The sequence below is a fragment of the Nocardioides dubius genome, assembly GCF_039528155.1.
Lineage (GTDB): Bacteria > Actinomycetota > Actinomycetes > Propionibacteriales > Nocardioidaceae > Nocardioides > Nocardioides dubius.
Window position 1 is genome coordinate 284,622 of the sequence record NZ_BAAALG010000011.1, and the last position, 19,316, is coordinate 303,937.

General features: G+C 69.8%; 18 protein-coding genes and 1 pseudogene. All 19 read right to left on the minus strand.

Annotated elements, in window-relative coordinates:
* A pseudogene (locus ABD151_RS21945) lies at positions 1–464 on the minus strand (acyl-CoA dehydrogenase family protein); the annotation flags it as partial.
* A complete protein-coding gene (locus ABD151_RS14440; RefSeq protein WP_343995463.1) occupies positions 461–1,765 on the minus strand; it encodes an acyl-CoA dehydrogenase family protein in 1,305 nt (434 codons plus the stop codon). The gene ABD151_RS14440 and the pseudogene ABD151_RS21945, both read right to left, overlap by 4 nt.
* 54 nt (positions 1,766–1,819) lie before the next feature.
* Positions 1,820–2,239, minus strand: coding sequence for a Zn-ribbon domain-containing OB-fold protein (locus tag ABD151_RS14445; protein ID WP_343995464.1), 420 nt, complete (start codon positions 2,237–2,239; stop codon positions 1,820–1,822).
* Positions 2,236–3,432 carry a thiolase C-terminal domain-containing protein gene (locus ABD151_RS14450; protein ID WP_343995465.1) on the minus strand — a complete coding sequence of 399 codons (1,197 nt, stop codon included), beginning with the start codon at positions 3,430–3,432 and terminating at the stop codon, positions 2,236–2,238. The genes ABD151_RS14445 and ABD151_RS14450 overlap by 4 nt, the downstream gene beginning before the upstream one ends.
* Positions 3,425–4,621 (minus strand): CaiB/BaiF CoA transferase family protein, encoded by a 1,197-nt coding sequence (locus tag ABD151_RS14455; RefSeq protein ID WP_343995466.1) that lies wholly within the window; start codon positions 4,619–4,621, stop codon positions 3,425–3,427. Before ABD151_RS14455 ends, ABD151_RS14450 begins: the two co-directional genes overlap by 8 nt.
* Before the next feature lies 1 nt (position 4,622).
* The gene (locus ABD151_RS14460) at positions 4,623–5,942 is read right to left on the minus strand and encodes a CaiB/BaiF CoA transferase family protein (RefSeq protein ID WP_343995467.1); all 1,320 of its coding nucleotides are present in this window, start codon (positions 5,940–5,942) and stop codon (positions 4,623–4,625) included.
* 44 nt (positions 5,943–5,986) lie between these two features.
* On the minus strand, positions 5,987–6,742 hold the full coding sequence (locus ABD151_RS14465; protein ID WP_343995468.1) for an SDR family NAD(P)-dependent oxidoreductase: 756 nt from the start codon (positions 6,740–6,742) through the stop codon (positions 5,987–5,989).
* The gene (locus ABD151_RS14470; RefSeq protein WP_343995469.1) at positions 6,742–7,992 is read right to left on the minus strand and encodes an acyl-CoA dehydrogenase family protein; all 1,251 of its coding nucleotides are present in this window, start codon (positions 7,990–7,992) and stop codon (positions 6,742–6,744) included. The genes ABD151_RS14465 and ABD151_RS14470 overlap by 1 nt, the downstream gene beginning before the upstream one ends.
* A 1-nt stretch (position 7,993) precedes the next feature.
* Positions 7,994–8,191 (minus strand): ferredoxin, encoded by a 198-nt coding sequence (locus ABD151_RS14475; RefSeq protein WP_343995470.1) that lies wholly within the window; start codon positions 8,189–8,191, stop codon positions 7,994–7,996.
* A gap of 30 nt (positions 8,192–8,221) precedes the next feature.
* Positions 8,222–9,472 carry a cytochrome P450 gene (locus tag ABD151_RS14480; protein ID WP_343995471.1) on the minus strand — a complete coding sequence of 417 codons (1,251 nt, stop codon included), beginning with the start codon at positions 9,470–9,472 and terminating at the stop codon, positions 8,222–8,224.
* Between the two features lie 41 nt (positions 9,473–9,513).
* Positions 9,514–10,005 carry a nuclear transport factor 2 family protein gene (locus ABD151_RS14485; protein WP_343995472.1) on the minus strand — a complete coding sequence of 164 codons (492 nt, stop codon included), beginning with the start codon at positions 10,003–10,005 and terminating at the stop codon, positions 9,514–9,516.
* 153 nt (positions 10,006–10,158) lie between these two features.
* Positions 10,159–11,388 carry a TRAP transporter substrate-binding protein DctP gene (dctP, locus tag ABD151_RS14490; RefSeq protein ID WP_343995473.1) on the minus strand — a complete coding sequence of 410 codons (1,230 nt, stop codon included), beginning with the start codon at positions 11,386–11,388 and terminating at the stop codon, positions 10,159–10,161.
* Positions 11,389–11,499: 111 nt separating this feature from the next.
* Complete coding sequence (locus ABD151_RS14495; protein WP_343995474.1) at positions 11,500–13,089, minus strand: AMP-binding protein; 1,590 nt, start codon at positions 13,087–13,089, stop codon at positions 11,500–11,502.
* Positions 13,089–13,775: an enoyl-CoA hydratase/isomerase family protein gene (locus tag ABD151_RS14500; RefSeq protein WP_343995475.1), complete on the minus strand. Its 687-nt coding sequence runs from the start codon at positions 13,773–13,775 to the stop codon at positions 13,089–13,091. Before ABD151_RS14500 ends, ABD151_RS14495 begins: the two co-directional genes overlap by 1 nt.
* Positions 13,768–14,667 carry a TIGR03619 family F420-dependent LLM class oxidoreductase gene (locus ABD151_RS14505; RefSeq protein ID WP_343995476.1) on the minus strand — a complete coding sequence of 300 codons (900 nt, stop codon included), beginning with the start codon at positions 14,665–14,667 and terminating at the stop codon, positions 13,768–13,770. Before ABD151_RS14505 ends, ABD151_RS14500 begins: the two co-directional genes overlap by 8 nt.
* Positions 14,660–15,523 (minus strand): alpha/beta fold hydrolase, encoded by an 864-nt coding sequence (locus ABD151_RS14510; RefSeq protein WP_343995477.1) that lies wholly within the window; start codon positions 15,521–15,523, stop codon positions 14,660–14,662. The genes ABD151_RS14505 and ABD151_RS14510 overlap by 8 nt, the downstream gene beginning before the upstream one ends.
* Before the next feature lie 169 nt (positions 15,524–15,692).
* Positions 15,693–16,463 carry an SDR family NAD(P)-dependent oxidoreductase gene (locus ABD151_RS14515; protein ID WP_343995478.1) on the minus strand — a complete coding sequence of 257 codons (771 nt, stop codon included), beginning with the start codon at positions 16,461–16,463 and terminating at the stop codon, positions 15,693–15,695.
* Positions 16,464–16,471: 8 nt separating this feature from the next.
* Entirely contained in the window at positions 16,472–17,974 is a 1,503-nt protein-coding gene (locus ABD151_RS14520) for an aldehyde dehydrogenase family protein (RefSeq protein WP_343995479.1), read from the minus strand.
* A gap of 33 nt (positions 17,975–18,007) precedes the next feature.
* Positions 18,008–19,279, minus strand: a complete 1,272-nt coding sequence (gene dctP / locus ABD151_RS14525; RefSeq protein WP_343995480.1) for a TRAP transporter substrate-binding protein DctP — start codon at positions 19,277–19,279, stop codon at positions 18,008–18,010.
* Positions 19,280–19,316 lie beyond the last annotated feature (37 nt).

Consider the following 19,316-nt stretch of genomic DNA (forward strand, 5'->3'; position numbering starts at 1 on the left):
ACCTCGACCACCCGGTCGAGTTCACCGGTGAGCGACCAGCCGCCGTCGAGCTGCTCGGCGCGCACCTGCGCGGTGTCGAACGAGACCGCCAGCGCGTCGCCGGCCTCCAGCGCGGAGGCGACCGTCGCGGTCTGCGCGGCGTCGCCGCTGCGCACCAGGGTCTCGAGGGCCAACCAGGTGCCGAGCAGCGGCACGGTGGTGAGCTGCGCGCCGAGGATCTCGGCGACAGCGGCGAGCTCGGCCAGGCTGGCCCCGCTCCCGCCCCACTCCTCGGGCACGGCGAGGCCGGCAGCGCCGATCTCGGAGTTGAGCCGGCGCCAGAGGGCGTCGTCCATGACGCCGCCTGCAGCCTTGTCGGCACGCAGCACCGCGTCAGTGCGCGGGGCGACCCGCTGCACCATCGCGTCGACCACGTCCACGAGCTCGGCGCGGGTCTCGGCGAGCTCGAGGTCGGCGAGGATCACTGTGCACCCTCTGCGGCCAGGGCGGCGAGAACCGGCGCGAACTTCTCCTGCGCGGCAGCCTCGAGACGCGGTGTGTGCTGCGACGGGAAGAGGTCGGGGGCCGGGTCGACGTCGCGCAGCAGCTGCCGGGCGACCTGCTGCTTGTGCAGCTCGGTGGCGCCGTCCGCGATCGCCATGTGGAAGCTCTCGAGCACCCACTTGCCCAGCGGCATCTCGGTGGAGATGCCCAGCGAGCCGTGCACCTGCAGCGCCCGGCCGGCGACGTCCTGGAGCACCTTGGGCATCGCCATCTTCACCCCGGCGATGTCCTTGATGACCAACTTGTAGTCCTTGTAGTGGTCGATCTTCCACGCCGTCTGGAGCACCAGCAGCCGGAACTGCTCGAGCTGCACCCACGACTCGGCGACCATCTCCTGCACGAGCTGCAGGTCGGCCAGCCGCTTGCCGCGCGTCTCGCGAGAGACCGCACGCTCCATCATCATCTCGAGGGCGCGACGCACCAGCGCGACCGTGCGCATCGCATGGTGGATGCGACCGCCGCCGAGGCGCACCTGAGCGACCGCGAAGCCCTCACCCTCCGCACCCAGCAGGTTCTCGGCCGGGATCCGCACGTCGTTGTAGCGCACGTAGGCGTGGGTGCCCTCGTGGCCGGCGTGACCCGTGACCCCGACGTTGCGCACGATCTCGAAGCCCGGCGTGTCCGCGGGGACGATGAACATGGAGGCCCGATTGTGGCGCTCGGCGTCAGGATCGGTGACCGCCATCAGCACCAGGAACTCGGCGAACTTGGCGTTGGAGGAGAACCACTTCTCGCCGTTGATGACGTAGTGGTCACCGTCGCGCACGGCGCGGGTGGTGAACCCGGTCGGGTCGGAGCCACCGGCAGGCTCGGTCATCGAGAAGCAGGAGGCGATCTCGCCTTCGAGCAACGGCTTGAGGTAGCGGTCCTTCAGCTCCTCGGAGCCGAAGTGGGCCAGCACCTCGGCGTTGCCGGAGTCGGGTGCCTGGGTGCCGAAGACCACCGGGCCCGACAGCGTGGTGCCGATTCGCTCGTTGAGCAGCGCCAGCTTAAGTTGGCCGTAGCCGGGGCCGCCGAGCTCGGGGCCGAGGTGGCAGGCCCACAACTCACGCTCGCGGACCTGTACCTGCAGCGGCTTGATCAGCGCGTTGCGCACCGGGTCCCTCATGTCGAGGGGGTGCGCGTACATCCGGTCGGCGGGCTCGATCTCCTCGCGGACGAACTGCTCGACCCAGTCCAGCTTCTCCTGGTACTCGGCGTCGGTCTGGAAGTCCCATCCCATGGGGCTGCTCCTAGCGTGGTCGGGTGCCGGCTGCGCCGGCGAAGGTCGGGTGACTCAGGCGAGACGCCAGTTGGGGAGGACGGCGTCGCCGACGGTCTCGAAGACGAGCTCGACGGCGGCGCCGAGCTCGGGCTCGACGCGACCGGGGATCCGTCCGAGGAAGCGCAGAGGAACGTTGCTCGCCGCGTCCTCGACGTCCACCAGCAACACGGTGTACGGCGCCGGGAAGTTCGGGTTGATCTGGTGCTCGACCACGGTCCAGGTGTGCACCGTGCCGCGGGGCGGGAGGTCGTGCCAGGCGAGGTCGGTGGACAGGCACGCCACGCACCGGTGCCGGGGCGGCTGCTGCAGATTGCCGCACCCGACGCACTCCTGGGCGACCAGGCGCCCCTCGCGCGCGGCGGCGAAGAATCCCCCGGTGTCCGGGTCGTCGGTCACCGGCTCGATGCCGACGCCGGTCTCCGCGGCGCTCACGGCGCCACCAGCAGCAATGCGCTGCTTCCCGGCGGCGGTGCGGAGGTGACCAGGGAGACCTCTGCCCCCTCCACCTGCCCGGTCGAGGTACCCCGGATCTGCCGGACTCCCTCGATGACGTGGTTCATGCCGTGGATGTACGACTCGGACAACTGGCCTCCTGCGGTGTTGACCGGGATCGCCCCACCGAGGTCGAGAGCTCCGCTCTCGACGAACGCGGCGGCGTCCTCCTGGCTGCAGAAGCCGTAGTCGGCCAGCTGCAGGAACAGCGTGATCGTGAAGCAGTCGTAGAGCTGGGCGACATCGACGTCCGCGGCCGTCAGGCCCGCACGCTGGTAGAGCCGCTCGGCGATCCGCCGCGACGGGAGCTCGGTGAGCGAATCGCTCATCAGCACCGGGTACATCTGCCCCGGCCCGATCCGCGTGGTACCGGTGGACTGCGCCACCGAGCGGATCAGCACCGGCTTCTGCGCCAGGTCACGAGCCCGCGGGGTCGAGGTGACCACCACAGCAGCAGCGCCGTCGTTCTCCAGGCAGAAGTCGAAGAGCCGCAGCGGGGAGGAGATCATCCGGGCCGCGAAGTAGTCGTCGAGGCTCATCGTCCGGTCGTGCATCAGCGCGGCAGGGTTCGCGTTGGCGCGACGACGGCAGACCATCGCGATCTCGGCCAGCGTGCGCTCGGTGAGCCCGAACTGCTGCATGTGGCGACGAGTGATCATCGCGAAGAACTGTCCCGGCGAGGTCATCCCCCACGGCGAGAACAGCTCGAGGTAGGTGGAGTTTCCGCCGACGGCGCCCGTGGCGGCGACGCCCTTGCCGAGCCGGCGTCCCGAGCGGCCGTTGAGGGCGCGGTAGACGACGACGTTCTTGGCCAGGCCGCTGCGCACCGCAGCGACCGCCTGTCCGACCATCGCGCACGGCGCTGCCCCACCGGCACCGGTCTGGCCCCAGTAGCCGACATCGGTGATGCCGAGCGAGTCGGCCAGCGCGGCCGGCGACGTCTCGTCGTAGTCGCTGCGCACGAAACCGTCGATGTCCCCCGGCTCCAGCCCGGCGTCGCGGATCGCAGCGAGGGAGGCCTCGGCTGCGAGCGCGGTCACCGAGACCCCGGACGCCTTGGTGTACTCGGTGGTGCCGATGCCGGCGATGGCACACGCATCGGGCGCCCAGTCGTAGCTCACGTCGTCAGCCATCCGACACTCCAGCCAGCTCCTGCTCGGTGTGCTGCCCGAGACGAGGCGGCGTCCCGGGGCGCCCGTTGCCGTAGGAGAACCGGTACGGACTCGTCGGGAACAGCGCCTCGCCGGCGGTCGGCAGCTCGACCGGCACGAAGAACTCGCGCTCGATCAGGTGCGGGTCCTCCAGCAGCTGCTCGGGTGAGAGCACCGGGCCGAGCGGCAGGCCGCGCTCCTGCGCCTCGCGGTAGACGTCGGCGGAGTCCTTCATCATGAAGAACGCCTCCATGATGGTCTGGATGTGGCTGAAGTGCTCCTGCCGGTGGCTCAGAGCGAGGTAGGCCTCATCACCGAGGTCGAGCGCCAGCCCCATCGTGTCGAGCCACGCGACCAGCGTCTGCCAGGTACGGGTGTCGCTCAGGATCAGCGCGAAGTACACGCTGACGCCGTCCGCGCACTCGAAGAGCGCCGGCTGGGTCGGCGACGGCTGCGCGTGGCGGCAGGTCTGCCGGTGCAGGTGCACGCGCGGGTAGAACCAGTAGGGGTTGGCGAGCTCGCCGCTCACCGCCACCGCCTCGTGCATCGAGACGTCGACGATCTGACCCGCGCCGGTGGCTTGGCGTTCCAGCAGCGCGAGCAGCAGACCGGTGTGGCCGAAGCTGGCCGCGATCTGGAAGCCCTGGTTGCCGCCGGGACGGATCGGCGGGATCGAGTGATCGTCATAGCCGCAGCTGAGCAGCGGACCGCCGACGGCGAGCGCCACCAGATCGCTGCTCTGCCGGTCCGCCCACGGTCCGGTCAGGCCGTAGGGCGAGACGGAGACGACGATCAGGCCGGGGTGCGCCGCGACCAGGGCGTCGAGGTCGATCCCCCGGGCTGCCAACGCTGCCGGACCATCCGAGGTGATCAGCACGTCGGCGGTGGCGATCAGCGCATCACGCGTCGCGACGTCGTCGGGAGCGATGACGACGCTCCGCTTGCCGGTGTTGTAGGTCCAAAAGTGCAAGCTGGCGTCCGGGTCATCGTCGGCACCGTCGGCGAACGGGCCGATGCGGCGTCCGGGGCAGCCGCCGGGCGGCTCCACCTTGACCACGTCGGCGCCCTCGTCGGCGAGAAGCTTGCCGACGATCTCGCCGTAGGCCTCCTCGGCGAGCTCGACGACGCGGAGCCCGCTGTAGGTCAGCTCACCGGTGGGTCCGTCCCACATCTCAGATCACTCCTTCGTCCTCGAGCTCGGCGATCTCCTCGCCTGAGAGCCCGAGCACCTCGCCGAACACGTAGTGGTTGTCCTCGCCGAGCAGCGGCGCCGAGCGCCAGGTCTGCTGCACGGTGCGGGAGAACGCGATGGGGGTGCCCTCGAACCGGGCCTCGCCGATCACGGGGTGGTCCAGCTCGAAGAACGTGCCGCGTGCCACGAGCTGGGGGTCGGTCTCGTTCAGGTCCTCGGCGTCCTGCACCGCGCCGGCACGCACGCCGGCGGCCTGCAGGGTCTCCATCGCCTCATGGCGGGTGCGCTGCACGGTCCACGCGCTGACGTGTCGGTCGAGCTCGTCTTGATGGGCGTGTCGCTCGGACGGCGTGGCGAAGCGCGAGTCGCGGGTCCAGTCGGGATCGCCGATGGCGTGCACGAACCTCTCCCACTCGGCCTGGTCGAGCACGGCGATCGCGACCCAGCGGTCCTCGCCGGCCGACGGATAGACGCCGTGCGGGGCGGCGGCCGGGTCGTCGAGCCGGTTGCCACGTGGGAAGTCCGGGCGGCGGGTGGCGTTCTTGTTGACGGTCACGTCCAGCATGTCGGGACCGATCATCGAGATGCCGACCTCGACGGCGGAGACGTCGACCTCCGCACCCTTGCCGGTCTTGTTGCGACGCAGGATCGCCATCATCAGCGCCGCGGAGTTGTAGTAGGCGGCTTGGTTGTCCATGTAGGACAGGCCCCAGCCTGACGGCTCACGGCCGGGCAGCCCAGAGATGAAGGAGAGTCCGCTCACCGCCTGGACGATCGGGCCGTAGCTCTTGAAGTGCGCGTGCGGCCCTGAGTGGCCGAAGCCGCTCATCCGGCCGTACACGACCTCCGGCGACAGCTCGTTGAGCGCCTCGTAGGTGAGTCCCCAACGCTCCATCACGCCGGGCGCGAAGTTCTCGGTGACCACGCTGGAGGCGGCGATCAGCCGGTCGACGAGCTCGCGGCCCTTGGCGGTCTTCATGTCCACCGTGATGCCCAGCTTGTTGCGGCTGTAGTTGTTGTGCAGCCCGCCCCGATTGGGGTCGGCGTCGGCGATCTCCTCGCCGTAGTTGCGTGCCTCGCCCTTGTAGATGGGCAGCAGACGCGGCCGGTCGATGCGGCGCCGGTTCTCGATCTTGATCACCTCGGCGCCGAAGTCGCCGAGCATGCGCGTGGCGACCGAGCCGACGCCCATCCAGCAGAAGTCGGCAACCCGCACGCCGGCCAACGGGCCGACCCGGGGCACCGGGCGGCGGCTCGGGTCGGGCGTCGGGGTCGCGGCGCCTTCGGTGGCGACGGTCATGAGGTCCTCCGTTCGGAGAGGAGTGGTCGGGGACGGGCGGCGGGTCACGACATGGCCGTACGGCCGCCGTCGACGGGGAGCACCGTTCCGGTGGTGAAGCTGGACAGGTCGCTGCCGAAGTACAGGGCGGTGCCGACGACCTCGTCGGGCCGGCCCGCGCGCTGCAGCGGGAAGGACTGGGCCCGGGCGCGCCACTCGTCGGTGTACCAGGCCTCACTGATCTCGGTCAGGAACGGCCCGGCCATGATCGTGTTGACCCGGACCTTGGGCCCGTAGGCCTGGGCGAGCCCCTTGGTGAGCGTGTTGAGTCCGGCCTTCGCCGCGGCATAGACCAGGTCGCTGACCTTGGGGCGAACCGAGGCGATGCTGCTCACGTTGATCACCGAGCCGCCCTCGCTCATCCGCGGCGCAGCGATCGTGGTGAGCCGGAACGGGCCCTTGAGGTTCACGTCGAAGGTCTTGTCGAACAGCGCCTCGCTCACCGTCTCCAGGCTCTCGTAGAGCGGGGCGATGCCGGCATTGTTGACCAGCACGTCGAGGCGGCCGAACTCGTCCATGGTCGCCTCGACCAGGGCCTGGCAGCCGTCCCAGTCGCCCACGTGGGCGCCGATGCCGAGCGCACGGACGCCGTACTCGGCGCTGAGCTTCTCGGCCACCTCGACACAGGTCTCCTGCTTGCGGCTGGCGATCACGACGTCGGCGCCTGCGGCTGCGTAGCCCCGCGCCATCTCGAGGCCGAGGCCCCGGCTGCCGCCGGTGATCACAGCGACGCGGCCGCTGAGGTCGATGAGGGTGCTCATCAGGTCTGCTCCTTGACTGCGGGGGACGCCACGGCGGGCTGCGGAGCCTTGTCCGCGGGCATGCCCAGGTGACGTTCAGCGACGATGTTGCGTTGGATCTGGTCGGCGCCACCGGCGATCCGGTAGCCCGGCGCGCCCAGCACATGGGCGTTCCAGGAGAACCGACCGGGCCGGCCGTCGTCGGCGATGAGCTCGGGGCCGAGCAGCTCACGGGCGGTCTCGGAGACCAGGCCGAGCTTGCGGACCCACTGCAGCTTGCGCATCGAGCCACTCGCGCCAGGGGGCTCGCCGCTGTCGCGCGCCCGCTGCTCGCGGTGCAGCGACACCTCGGCCGCCACCTCGCGGGCCCGGATCTCGGCGAGCCGGGCGCGGACCGCTCGGTCCCGGTCTGCGCCGCTGCGGCGGGCGACCTCGAGCAGTTGCTCGAAGCTGCCGCCCACTCCCGACTTGTTGGAGGCGTTGGCACGCTCGAACCCGAGCGTGGCCCGGGTGACCTTCCAGCCGTCGCCCGGCTCCCCGAGCCGGTAGGCGTCGGGAACCCGCACGTCGGTCAGGAAGACCTCGTTGAAGCTGGTGCCGCCCGACATCTGCTTGATCTGGCGGACCTCGACACCCGGGGCGTCCATCGGCACCAGGAAGGCGCTCAGCCCCGCATGCTTGGCCACCGACGAGTCCGTGCGCACGAGCGCCTGACCCCACTCGGCGAACTGCGCGCCGGAGGTCCACACCTTCTGGCCGTTGAGCACCCAGTCGTCGCCGTCGCGGACGGCGCGAGTGGCGACCGCAGCCAGGTCGGAGCCCGCGGCGGGCTCGGAGAAGAGCTGGCAGGCCAGCTGCGACCCGTCGTGCAGGCCCGGGAAGACCCTCGACTTGAGGGCGTCGCTGCCGAAGAGCCGGATCGTGGGCGCGATCAGGTTGATGGTCACCGAGAAGAGCTCGTGACGGGTGAGCGCCACCGCCTCCCCCTCGGCCGCCTTGAAGGCGTCGGCGTGGGCGCTGCTGAGTCCGGCGCCGTGCAGCTCGGTGGGCCAGGAGATCGCACCGTAGCCGGCCTCGAACTTGAGGCGCTGCCAGGCGCGGAGCTGGTCGAGGATGGCGAGCTCGTCGTCATGGCTGAGGTTGTGGAACACCGAGACGTCGTGCGGGTCGCGCACCGCCCGCTCTGCCGGGGCGTTGTCGCCCAGCCAGGCGCGGGCCTGCTCCACCCAGGCGGCCAGCTCGGCGCCCTCGGTGTCGGGGCTGCTCGGCACCTCAGCCCTCCTCGAGGATGGCGATGGCACGCTCGGGGCAGTTGGCGACGGCGTCGCCTACGGCCACCACGTCTGCTGCGGTGAGGTCGGGTCGCAAGACGATGGGGAACCCCTCGTCATCGCAGTCGAAGTAGTCGGGGGCCAGGCTGTAGCAGCGTCCGTGACCACTGCACTTGCCGGTGTCGACAGTCAGCTTCATCGTGTTCTCCCTCCGCGCTCGAAAGCTCGGTCAGTCCCAGGCCAGGTGGAGCGCCTCGATGCCCACCTGCGGGCCGCTCTCGACCAGACCCTCGGTGTTGGTGACCCGGTAGTTCGGGATCCGCTTGTGCCACTCCTCCAAGACGATGGCCAGCTCGGTGCGTGCCAGGTGGGCGCCGACGCAGCGGTGCGGCCCGGCGGCGAAGGAGAAGTGCCGGTTGACCTTGCGGTCCAGCTGGATCTGGGCCGGGTTGTCGTACTCGGCCTCGTCGCGCGACGCCGACGGCCCGGCGACCATGACCATGTCGCCCTTCTTCATCGGGCAGCCCCCGAAGTCGGTGTCCTGGGCGACCTGGCGGGCGCCCATCACGATGGTGTGCGCGCGCAGGAACTCCTCGACCGCGTTGGGGATGATCTCCGGCTCACGGGTGATCCACTCGCGGTCCGACGGGGTGGTGGCGAGGTGGTAGAACATGTAGCTCAGCTGGCTCTTCACCGTGTCGAGCCCGGCGAGCAGCAGCACCTCCGACATGTTGAGGAACTCCTCGTCGGTCATCACCCGGTCGCCGACCTTGCTGGTCGCGAGGATGGTGAAGAAGTCGCCCTCCTCCTGCGGACGCGGGTTGGCGCGGCGATCCTTCAGGACCTCGGCGAAGTAGGCGTGGATCTCCTTCTGCGCCTGCAGCTGGTCGTCGGCGAAGTCGCCGAAGTGACCCAGGCCCTCGAAGACCGTCTCGACCCAGCCCATGAACATGTCGGTGTGCTCGAGCGGAAGCCCGAGGATGCGCAGGAAGACCTGGGTCGGGAAGACCTTGGCGAACTGATCGAGGAAGTCGACCTTGCCGTCGGCCAGGAACGACTCGATGGTGTCGACGCAGTCCTGGCGGATGACGTCCTCGAGGTTGCGCACGAAGCGCGGGGAGAACGCCACGTTCAGCACGCGCCGGAAGTCGGCGTGCTCCGGCGGGTCGATCATGGTCGGGATCCACTGCCAGTCCGGGTGCGGCACCGTCGGGATGGTGGCGCTGGAGCTGAAGATCTCGGGGGCCTGGTAGGCGTCGCGCACCAGCTCGGCGGTGAGCAGCATCCAGAACCCCGGGCCGTAGTCGCTGTAGGCGACCGGCGTCTCGGCCCGCAGCTTGTCGAACTCGTCGAAGTAGCTCAGCGCCGGCTTGGGAGTGGTGTAGTCGAAGTGCACCACCGGGCAGCCCGCGGCCTTGGCGCGCTCGAGGCGGGCGGTGGCCTCAGCGGCCTCGGCGGGGTCGACGATCTTGTTGTTCAACGGAGTCTCCTAGCAGGTGTGGTTCGGGCGGGGCGCCGGGATCAGTGCTGGACCGCGGGCGGGATGTCGGCCGACGCGGTCGGCTGGGACTGGATCGGGTGGAAGGTGGCCACCTTGATCTGGTGCACCATCCGGTGGAGCCGCCAAGCGCCGTCGACGCGGACGAACTCGCAGTCGTAGAAGGCGGCCATCATCAGCACCTCGGTCGGTGCGTCGGTGAGCACCTGGTGCGAGATCAGGTAGCTGCGGCCCGCTGCGTGATCGCCATTGACCTGGACGTCGTAGGGGGTGACGTTGTGGTGCTGCCAGGCGAGGTGGGCGGTGTTGGTGCGGATGTACTCGACGACCTCGTCGCCGCCGGTCACGATCGTGCGCCCGTTGTGGTAGTTCACCTCGACGTCGTCGGCGAGCACACGGCGCAGCGCGGTCCAGTCCCGCAGGTCGACCCGGGCGGCGTACTCGTGCACGACGCGGCGGATCTCCAGGTCGTCGACCACGCTCTGAAGACGAGCGGCGAGATCCGGCTGATCCATGGTTCCTCCTCGTGGGCCCGCGACCGTGACCCTCACCACGAAATCTAATTCATCATGAGAAATGAAGCAAGTGAAATCCCCGACCATTTCGGCCGGGATGCGGTTCGGGGGAAGGTCGCCGATCGGCGACCTTCCCCCGCGACTGGGTCTGGGTCAGCTGGGGCGGTGTGGCGACATGACCTTCTCCATGAAGGTCGCCACGAATGCGTCCAGGTCGACCTCGTTCGAGCCGGACCAGGCCACGTAGTCCGGCCAGGCCACGCTCTCGACGCCCATCTCCTCGACGATGCCGGCCCACTCCTCGGAGGAGGCGGTCAACGTGTCCACCAGCGCCTGGCCGTCGTCCAGCCTGTCGTTGTCGGCGATGCCCGCCAGCGCCGAGGAGTTGAACTCCTCGAGCTTGGTGCGTGCGGCATCGTCGTAGCCGCTCACCGAGCCACCGGCGGCGTCGAGCGACTTCAGCGCGGTGACCGCCATCGCGTTGGCACCGGAGATGTTGGACTTGAGGAACATGTCCATCTTGTCGTGGAGCAACTGCTGCGCGACAAGGGGCAGCTCGTCCCAGCGCGCCTTGCTGACGGCGAAGGCACCGGGGCTCTGACCGAGCGCGAGGCTCTCGTCGAAGACCGCGTACGGGACCACCTCAGCCAGGCCGTTGAGCTCGGTGACCCGCAGGCTGTTCGCCGCGCAGTCGGCGGTGCCGCGCTGCAGCGCCTCGAAGACCTCGGTGAAGTCGATCGAGACCGGGCTGGCGCCCAAGGCCTGCAGCTGCTTGCCCTGCAGCGTGCCGCTGGCGATGATCGACGTGCCGTCGATCTCGGCCGCCGTGGCCCGCTTCTCCGTGCAGAAGATGCCGTTCGGCCCGCCCGCGAAGGCCGGCATCAGCACATGCATGCCCTGATCCTCCAGCTCCTTGAGCACCTGCGGGTGCTCGAAGGCGACCGAGTTCCAGGTGCCGTGGCCCTGCAGCGGGCCCACGGTCGGCGACTGGTTGCCGACGAACGTCATGTCGACCAGCGCGGCGTTGGCCGGGTACTGGTCGGGCTCGAGCATCGGGCTGATGAAGGTGATGTCCAGACGGCCGTCACGCAGAGCGTCGTCCTGCTCGGTGACCGGAGCGATCGCGTAGGCGTAGTTGACGTCGAACTTCAGCTTGCCGCCGCTCCACTCCTCGATCTCCTTGAAGTAGTCCTCGTAGAGAAGACCGGTGACCGACCCCTTGGGGGCCGGGGTCTGCGCGACCAGCGTGATCGCGTCGACGTCCTCGAACGCCTTGACGTAGTCGTCCTGGGTCGCGCCGGCGGCGACGCCGTCGCCACCCGACTGCGAACCTCCGCCGTCCTCGGCGCATGCAGCAAGCGCGCCGGACAGCACCACACCCATGACCGCCGCCAGGGCGACACTTCTTGTTCTACGCACTTGCCTTCACCATTCTCTCGTTCACTGTTGGGTTAACTCGTCCGAGAACTCGACGCCCCGCCCCTGCGGCAGCCGTCACGTCAAGACCTTGTAGGCGCCGTCCGCGTAGGCGCGGCGCATCCGTGCTTTGTCCGGCTTGCCCATCGAGGTCAGCGGGATCTCCTCGATCGCGACCCACCGCTCCGGGGTCCACCAGCGCGGAACGCGGCTCTGGAGCCACCGCTTGAGCTCCGGCACGTCGACCGCGCCCGCCCGGGCGACCACCAACGCCAGCGGACGCTCCTGCCATCGCTCATCAGGGATCGCCACCACGCTCGCGCGCACCACCTCGGGGTGCGTCTCGAGCGCCTTCTCGAGTTCGAGCGAGGAGATCCACTCGCCGCCGGACTTGATCACATCCTTGAGCCGATCGGTGATCGCGACGTACCCGTCGTCGGTCAGATAGCCGACGTCGCCGGTGGCGAACCAGTCCGCGCGATCGGCGATCCCGATATAGCCGGCCGTGACCCAGGGGCCGCGGACCTCGAACTCCCCCACCGCCCGCTCGCCGGGCTGCTCGGCGTGCTCGTCGCCGCGCACGCGCAACTCGACGCCGGGCACGATCCGGCCGGCGTAGGTGCGCAGGTACTCCAGGCTGGTCTGCGCGTCGGCGGCTGCAGGCGGGTGGCCCATCGAGTTGATGCCGATCGACTCAGTCATCCCCCAGCCCTGGATGATCGGCACGCCACGGGCCCGGAATCCCTTGATCAAGTGCGCCGGGGGCGCGCTGCCACCGGACACCACCAGCTTCAGGCTGGAGAGGTCGACGCCACCCTCCTCCCACCAGCGCAGCAGGTCGTTCCACAGCGTGGCCACCCCGACTGCATGGGTGACCGCGCTCTCCTCGATCAGGCCGCCGAGATTGGCCGGGCCCAGCGAGCTGCCCGGCAGCACGAGGTCGGCACCCGAGATCCACCCGCCGAGCGGCAGGCTCGCCGCGTTGGTGTGGTAGATCGGCACCGAGGCGAGGATCCGGTCGCCCTCACCGATCCCGTAGACGTTCGGGGTGCAGATGATCTGCGCATGCAGCCAGATGCTGCGATGCGAGTAGACGACGCCCTTGGGGGGCCCGGTGGTGCCGCTGGTGTAGGCGATCACCGCCGCCTGCTGCTCCGAGACCGGACGCGGCAGCTCCGCCGAGGCCTCGGTGGCGACGGCGTCCGCGAACCGGACCACGCCAGGCATGTTGGCGGCCGGCTCGCCCACGACGACGAGCACCGGCGCGAGGTCGGTCTCGGCCAGCGCCTCGCGGCACTGCTCGAACATGGTGTGATCGACGACGACCACGTCGGGGCGTACCTGGCTCAGTACATGAGCGTTCTGCGCTGCGTCCAGTCGCGGGTTCATCGGGTTCAGCACCAGGCCCGTGGAGGTGGCGGCCAGGTAGGTGACGAGGTGCTCGACCTGGTTCCACATCATCGTGGCGACCACGCCACCCGCTGGGCAGGCCTCGGCCCACAGCCAGGTGGCCAGGCGATCGGCGAGCTCCGCGACCTCGGCGAACGTGTCGGTGCGGAGGCCGTCGTCGGTGACGCTCACGACGCGCTTCGCCGCGTGCACCGATCGGCCGTGCCGGATCAGCGAGTCCAGGGTCAGCTGGACGTCCTGCATGGTGTGCTCGATCATCAGGCACCTCCTGCCAAGGCACGGACCAGCCAGCCGGTGGCCTGCTCGTCGAGCGCATCGGCACTCGGCCCGGTGCGAACCGCGGCGCGCAGATCGCGCACCGCATCCGCACTCCGCCCCGCAAGCAGAGCCGCCAGGTCGGTGACCGCGGCAGCGAGCTGCTGCCCGGCGACGACGTCGTCGATCAATCCCTCCGCCCGCGCCTGTTCGGCCGGGATCCGCTCGGCCCGCACCATCAGGGCCATTGCCCGGCGCGGCCCGACCAGCTGCGCCAAGGTGCTTGCTGCGGCGACCGGAGGCAGGCCGAACCCCATCTCCGGAAACCAGAACCAGGCGTCTGCGGAGGCGAGGGTGAAGTCGGTGTTGAGGCAGATCTCGAAGCCGATGCCCACGCAGGGTCCCCCGACCGCCGCGATGGTGGGGACCGGGCACTCGGCGATCGCACGCACCGCTGCGCTCACCCGGCGCACGTACGCTGCCGGGTCGTCGAGCGCGGCGCGTGCCTCGTCGAGATCGGCACCGGTGGTGAACATGCCGGGCGTGCTCGAGCCCAGCACCAGCACGCGGCTGCCGTCGTCGGCGCACGCGGCAGTAGCCGCCGCGATCCGGTCGAAGTCGGCCCCGAGCATCCGGCTCCCCGAGGCGATCAGCGGAACCCGCTTGATGCTGGCCTCCGACTCAGGCATGCCGCGCCTCCCGAACCTGGCGGACCACCGCAGCCAGCGCTTCCAGGTGAGCGTCCACCCCACGTAGACCCGCATGCTCGGCGTCCACCGACACCTGGGTCGCGCCGGCTGCGAACCACGAGCCGGCACGCCTCGCGGCAACGTCGGGTCCGCCCGAGGCGAGTTGCACGCGGCCCTCGATGCCGAGCGGCAGGTCGCCTCGCCCAGCCTCTTTTGCGGCGGCGCGGACGACGGCGAGGTCCTCCTCGAAGCCGTGCTTGGGCACCCGGAGCGGAAGCCACCCGTCGGCCAGTCGCCCGACTCGGGCCAGGGGCGCGGCGTGTGTGCTGGCACCGATCCAGATGGGCACGGCGCCGCTGGCGGGGCGTGGGTTGAGCCCCACTCCGGCGAAGGAGTGGTACTCGCCGTCGATGCCCACGACCTCATCACGCCAGAGCCGCCGCATCACCTCGATCTGCTCCTCCACCCGGCGCGCCCGCGCGGCGAACGGCACACCGAGCGCCTGGAACTCCGGCTCAAGGTAGCCGAGGCCTATGCCGAGGGTGAGCCGCTCCTGCGACAGCCAGGCGAGGGTGGCGGCCTGCTTGGCGACCAGCACGGCCTGACGCTGCGGCAGGGGCATCACGGCGGTCATGAACCGCAGCCCGGTGCGCGCGGCCAGAGCGGGGATCAGGACCAGCGGGTCCAGGAAGCGGTTCTTGGTCGTGTACGGCTCAGGACGCCCGAAGGGCGCGGTCTGCGGGTGCACGACCGGGTCGAGTCCCACCACGTGGTCGGCCATCACCACGTAGCGGTAGCCGAGACGCTCGATGCCCTCAGCCCACGCGAACACGTCGTCGGGCGTGCGCATCTCGTCCTGCGGCAGGAAGGCGCCGAGTTCGAGCTCAGTCATTGCGTGCTCCTTCGAGCGAGGTGATGAAGTCGTGGATGTGCCGCCAATAGACGTGGTTCGTCGAGCCGCTCACGCCGTGCGCGACGCCGTCCAGCACCCGCACCTCGGCGCCGGGTCGGACCTCGCGCAACCTGGCGACCGAGCGGTCGCTCAGCATCTGCGACTCACGCGCCCGCAGCAGCAGGACCGGCAACTCGAAGCGGGACAGCACCGCATCCAGCCGGCGCCCCCGCGCGTCGAGGTCGGGGTCGGTGTCGAACACCCGTGGGTCCCAGCGCCAGTAGAGCCGTGCGTCGCGCTCGACGAGGCTGCGCGTCACGGCCGTGGCCGGCGGTGCGGGTTGGTCGGGGTTGAGCAGGCCGAGCGCAGCTGCCGCCTGCTCGGCGGCGTCGAAGCCGGAGAGGCTGGCCTCCAAGAAGCGCTGCACGTCGCCCACGCCCGCGGGCTCGACCCACGGGGCGACGTCGACGAGCACCAGGCCGCTTACCACGGTGCCGAGGTCCAGCGCCTCGATCGCGGCGTCGCCGCCCTGGGAGTAGCCGACGAGATAGACCGGCGCGGTGGCCGAGACCAACAGCGGCGCAAGGTCCTGGGCGTTGCCGGCAGAGGAGTACTCGCCGCCCGGTGCGTGGTCGGAGTCGCCATGCCCGCGCGAGTCGAAGATGACGGCGGCGAAGCCTGCCGCTGCCGCTTCGGCGGCTGCCTTGCGCCAGGAGTGCCGGCTCTGCGCGATGCCATGGGCGAAGATCACCGTGCCGCGCTCACCGGAGCCCAGCCTCTCCCCCGCGATCCGCAGCCCGTCGGGCGCCCGCCAGGTCGTCGGGGCCGCTTCCAGCGTTGGCCGGCTCGTACTCACTCAGTGTCTCCCGTCTGTGAGCGGAGACTGAGAGTGTGCCCCGCATCACAGGACGATATTCCTCATGATCTTTGGCTGTCAAGGAATTCTCGGGAGGAATAGAGCTGCGCCCAGAAATGCACGAATCCCCTTGCAAGCAAGGGGATTCGTCGCTTGTTGGATACAGGCTTCAGAGCACGGTGACGCCTCCGTCGACCGGGATCGAGACGCCGGTGACGTAACTGGCGTCGTCACTGTTGAGGAAGGCAATGACGTCGCCGATCTCCCGCGGCTGCGCACCACGACCGAGCGGCACGCCCGTCTTGAAGCCGGCCATTAGCTCACTGCTGTCGCGGTCCTCCTGCCCTGGGAAGAAGGAGCTCAGCATCGGCGTCTCCACCATTCCCGGGCAGACGGCGTTGGCCCGGATGCCCCGCGGGCCGCCGACCACCGCCAGCCCACGCACGAACGGCAGCAGCGCGCCCTTCGACATCGAATAGAGCGGGCTGCGCGCCGAGCCGATGATCGCGGCCGCGGTGCTGGTCAAGGTGATGCTGCCCTTGCCCTCGGCCTTCTCCAAGAGATCGAAGGCGAGAGTGGCGGAGTAGTAGGCAGACTTCAGGTTGACGTCCATCACCTGCTGCCACTGGTTCTCGTCCACCGCAAGGCCGGAGGGGCCGGGGATCCCCACCTGGTAGTGGACGGCGTGGAGCACCCCGTGCTCGGCCTCGATGCGCGCATAGAGCTTGCGCAACGCCTCGACGTCGGTCGCATCCAATCCGACGGGCGTGCCCCGCCCGCCAGCGGCGGTGACCTCGTCCACGACCGCCCGGGCGCTCTCCTCGTTCAGATCGGCCACCCACACGTGACCGCCCTCCTCGGCGATCCTCAGTGCTGCGGCCCGGCCCATGCCGGAGCCTGCCCCGATCAGCAGGGCGATCCGGTTCTCGTATCTCCTCACCGGTCTCCTCAGTAGTTCTTGGACCAGACGCTCTTGCGCCGGGTGTACTCGTCGAGAGCGGGCGCGCCGAGGCTTCGCCCGTATCCCGAGGCCTTCGCACCGCCGTAGGAGACCGCCGCGTCGGTCACCTGGTAGCAGTTGGTCCATACCGTGCCGACGTCGAGCGCATCGGCGGCCCGGTTGGCCCGCGCGATGTCGCGGGTGAAGACGCCTGCGGCGAGCCCGAACTCGGTCTCGTTCGCCAACCGGTAGGCCTCCGCCTCGTCGGTGAACCGCAGGACCGACATCACCGGGCCGAATATCTCCTCGCGGGCGATGGTCATGTCGTTGCGGACGCCGGCGAAGATCACCGGCGCCACATAGTTGCCGCCCTCGGCGTCCCCGACGCTGCCACGCCAGACCACCGAGGCCCCCTCCTGCTGCCCGATCTCGACGTATCGCTCGACCTTGGCGCGCTGGTCGGGTGTGATCAACGGACCCATGGTGGTGGCCTCGTCGAAGGCGTGGCCCACCCGCAGGTCGGTAGATGCGGCGATCGCCGCCTCGAGGAAGTCGTCGTAGATGTCGGCATGGACGAGGGTCCGGGTTCCGGCGGTGCACACCTGTCCCGAGTTGTTCCACACCGAGCCCGCTGCCGCGGCAGCCGCGGCCTCCAGGTCGGCGTCGGCGAAGACCAGCACGGGCGACTTGCCGCCCAGCTCCAGATTCACCCGCTTGAAGGTCTGCGCGGCTGCGGCGGCAAGCGCTTGGCCGGTCCGCACCGAGCCGGTGAACGAGATCCGGTTGATGCCGGGGTGCGCAACCATCGCGGCACCGACCTCGCCGTCGCCGTGGACGACGTTGAAGACGCCCTCGGGCACCCCGGCCTCCAGCGCGAGCCGAGCCATGTAGGTGGCGCTGAGCGGGGTGTGCTCGGCCGGCTTCAGCACGACCGAGTTGCCGGCCGCGAGCGCCGGAGCGACCTGGGCGAAGATCGCGCCCGGGCCGTTCCACGGCTTGATCACGCCCATCACACCGACCGGCTCGATCCGCTCCTGCACGACGTAGTCCGGCCCCACCGGCGGGAGCGATCCGGCCAGCTTCGTGGGCCAGCCGGCGAAGTAGCGCAGCGCGTTGGCCGAGTAGTTCGCGATGAAGCCCGCGTACCGGCGCAGGATGCCCGCGTCGAGCGCGTCGAGGTCGCCGATGATCTCGGCGTGCTCCTCGAGCAATCCGGCAAGCCGGATCAAGATCGCCTCCTGGGCCCGCGGCGTCAGCCGCCGCCACCGACCGTCCTCATAGGCAGCCCGGGCGGCAGAGACCGCGGCATCGAGGTCATCGGCGCCACCCCGCGCGACGCTGCCGAAGGCACGCCCGGTCGAGGGGTTGACCATCTCGCGGGTGCGGCCGTCGAGGGAGTCGACCTCTTTGCCTCCGATCACGTGCGGCACCACGCCGCGCTCGATGAATCGGGCGGCCTCGGCCGCAACAGTGACCTCGTCGATGCTCCCCGTGGGGATCTGATCGTTCATGTGCGAACTCGCTCCTCAGGCTTCGGACGGGACTCAGGACGGCCGCGAGGCCTTGGCGACCTCGCGCCAGGCATCCATGAACGCGGTGAAGTCGACCTCGTTCTCCGCGAGGTGCTCAGGCAGATCCGCGTAGTCGACCTCGGTGTCGTAGCCGAGCTCGCCGACCTTCGCCTTCCAGGTGTCGGCCCCGGAGCGGATCGCCTCCACCAGGGCGCTGCCGTCCTGGATCGCCTTGTTGTCGGCGACGGCGTTGAGGAACTCCTCGTTGCCCTTGTCAAGCTCGCTCTGGGCGGCCTCGTCGAGACCAGCGATCGTGCCGTCCTTCTCAGGCACGAGCTCCAGCACCTGGCGGTACATGTCGAGCAGACCCTCCATGTTCGACTGGACGAACACGTCGGCGCGGTCGTACATCAACTGCTGGGCCACCAAGGGCAGCTCGTCCCACTTGGCCTGGCTGATCGCCAGCGCGGAGGGAACCTGCCCGAAGGAGGTCTTGGAGTCCAAGATGACGTGCGGGGCCACCGAGAGCAGGTCGCCGAGCAGGACGACCGTCGCCCCGGCGTAGGCGCAGTCGAGGACGCCGCGCTGCAGTGCCTCGTAGACCTCGGCGTAGTCGAGCGAGACCGGGCTCATCCCCAGTGCCTTCGCCTCAGCCGAGTGGGCGCTTCCGGAGATCCGCACCTGGGCGCCCTTGAGGGAGTCGAGGTCGCGGCGAGCGTCGCTGCAGAAGATGCCGTTGATGCCGCCGGTGAAGGCCGGCGCCAGCACCTTCATCCCGCGGGCCGCGAACTCGTCGCCGACCGCGCCGTCGCTGTTGACGATGTCGGTGATGTACCCGTGTGGGGCCATCACCATCTCCAGCGGGTTGCCGTTGCCCATGTAGCTGGTGTCGGAGAGCGCTGCGTAGGTCGGGTAGAGGTCGGGCTCGTAGCCCGCCATCACGCTGCCGACGTCGAGGCGCCCGTCGGCGAGCGCGTCGTCGACCTCGGTGGGCGCCGCGGTCGCGTTGGACCACGAGATGTCGAAGGTGATCTTGCCGTCCGACCACTCCTCGACGGCGGCGAAGTAGTCCTCGAAGTTCTTGCCGACCGGCGAGCCCTTCGGTGCCGGCGACTGGGTGAACAGCGAGATCGGCTCGATGTCGGCGAACGCCTCCTGGTACTCCTCCTTGGTGGCGCCGAAGGAAACGCCCTCACCGCCGGACTGGTCGCCGGCGGCGTCCTCGGCACAGGCCGAGAGGGCGAGGGTGCCGATCAGGCCGAGGGCGCCGAGAGCGGCGAGACTGCGACGTCGGGGGTTGCTCATGATGTTGCCTCCAGATGGCAGGGGTGCGTGGTTGCGT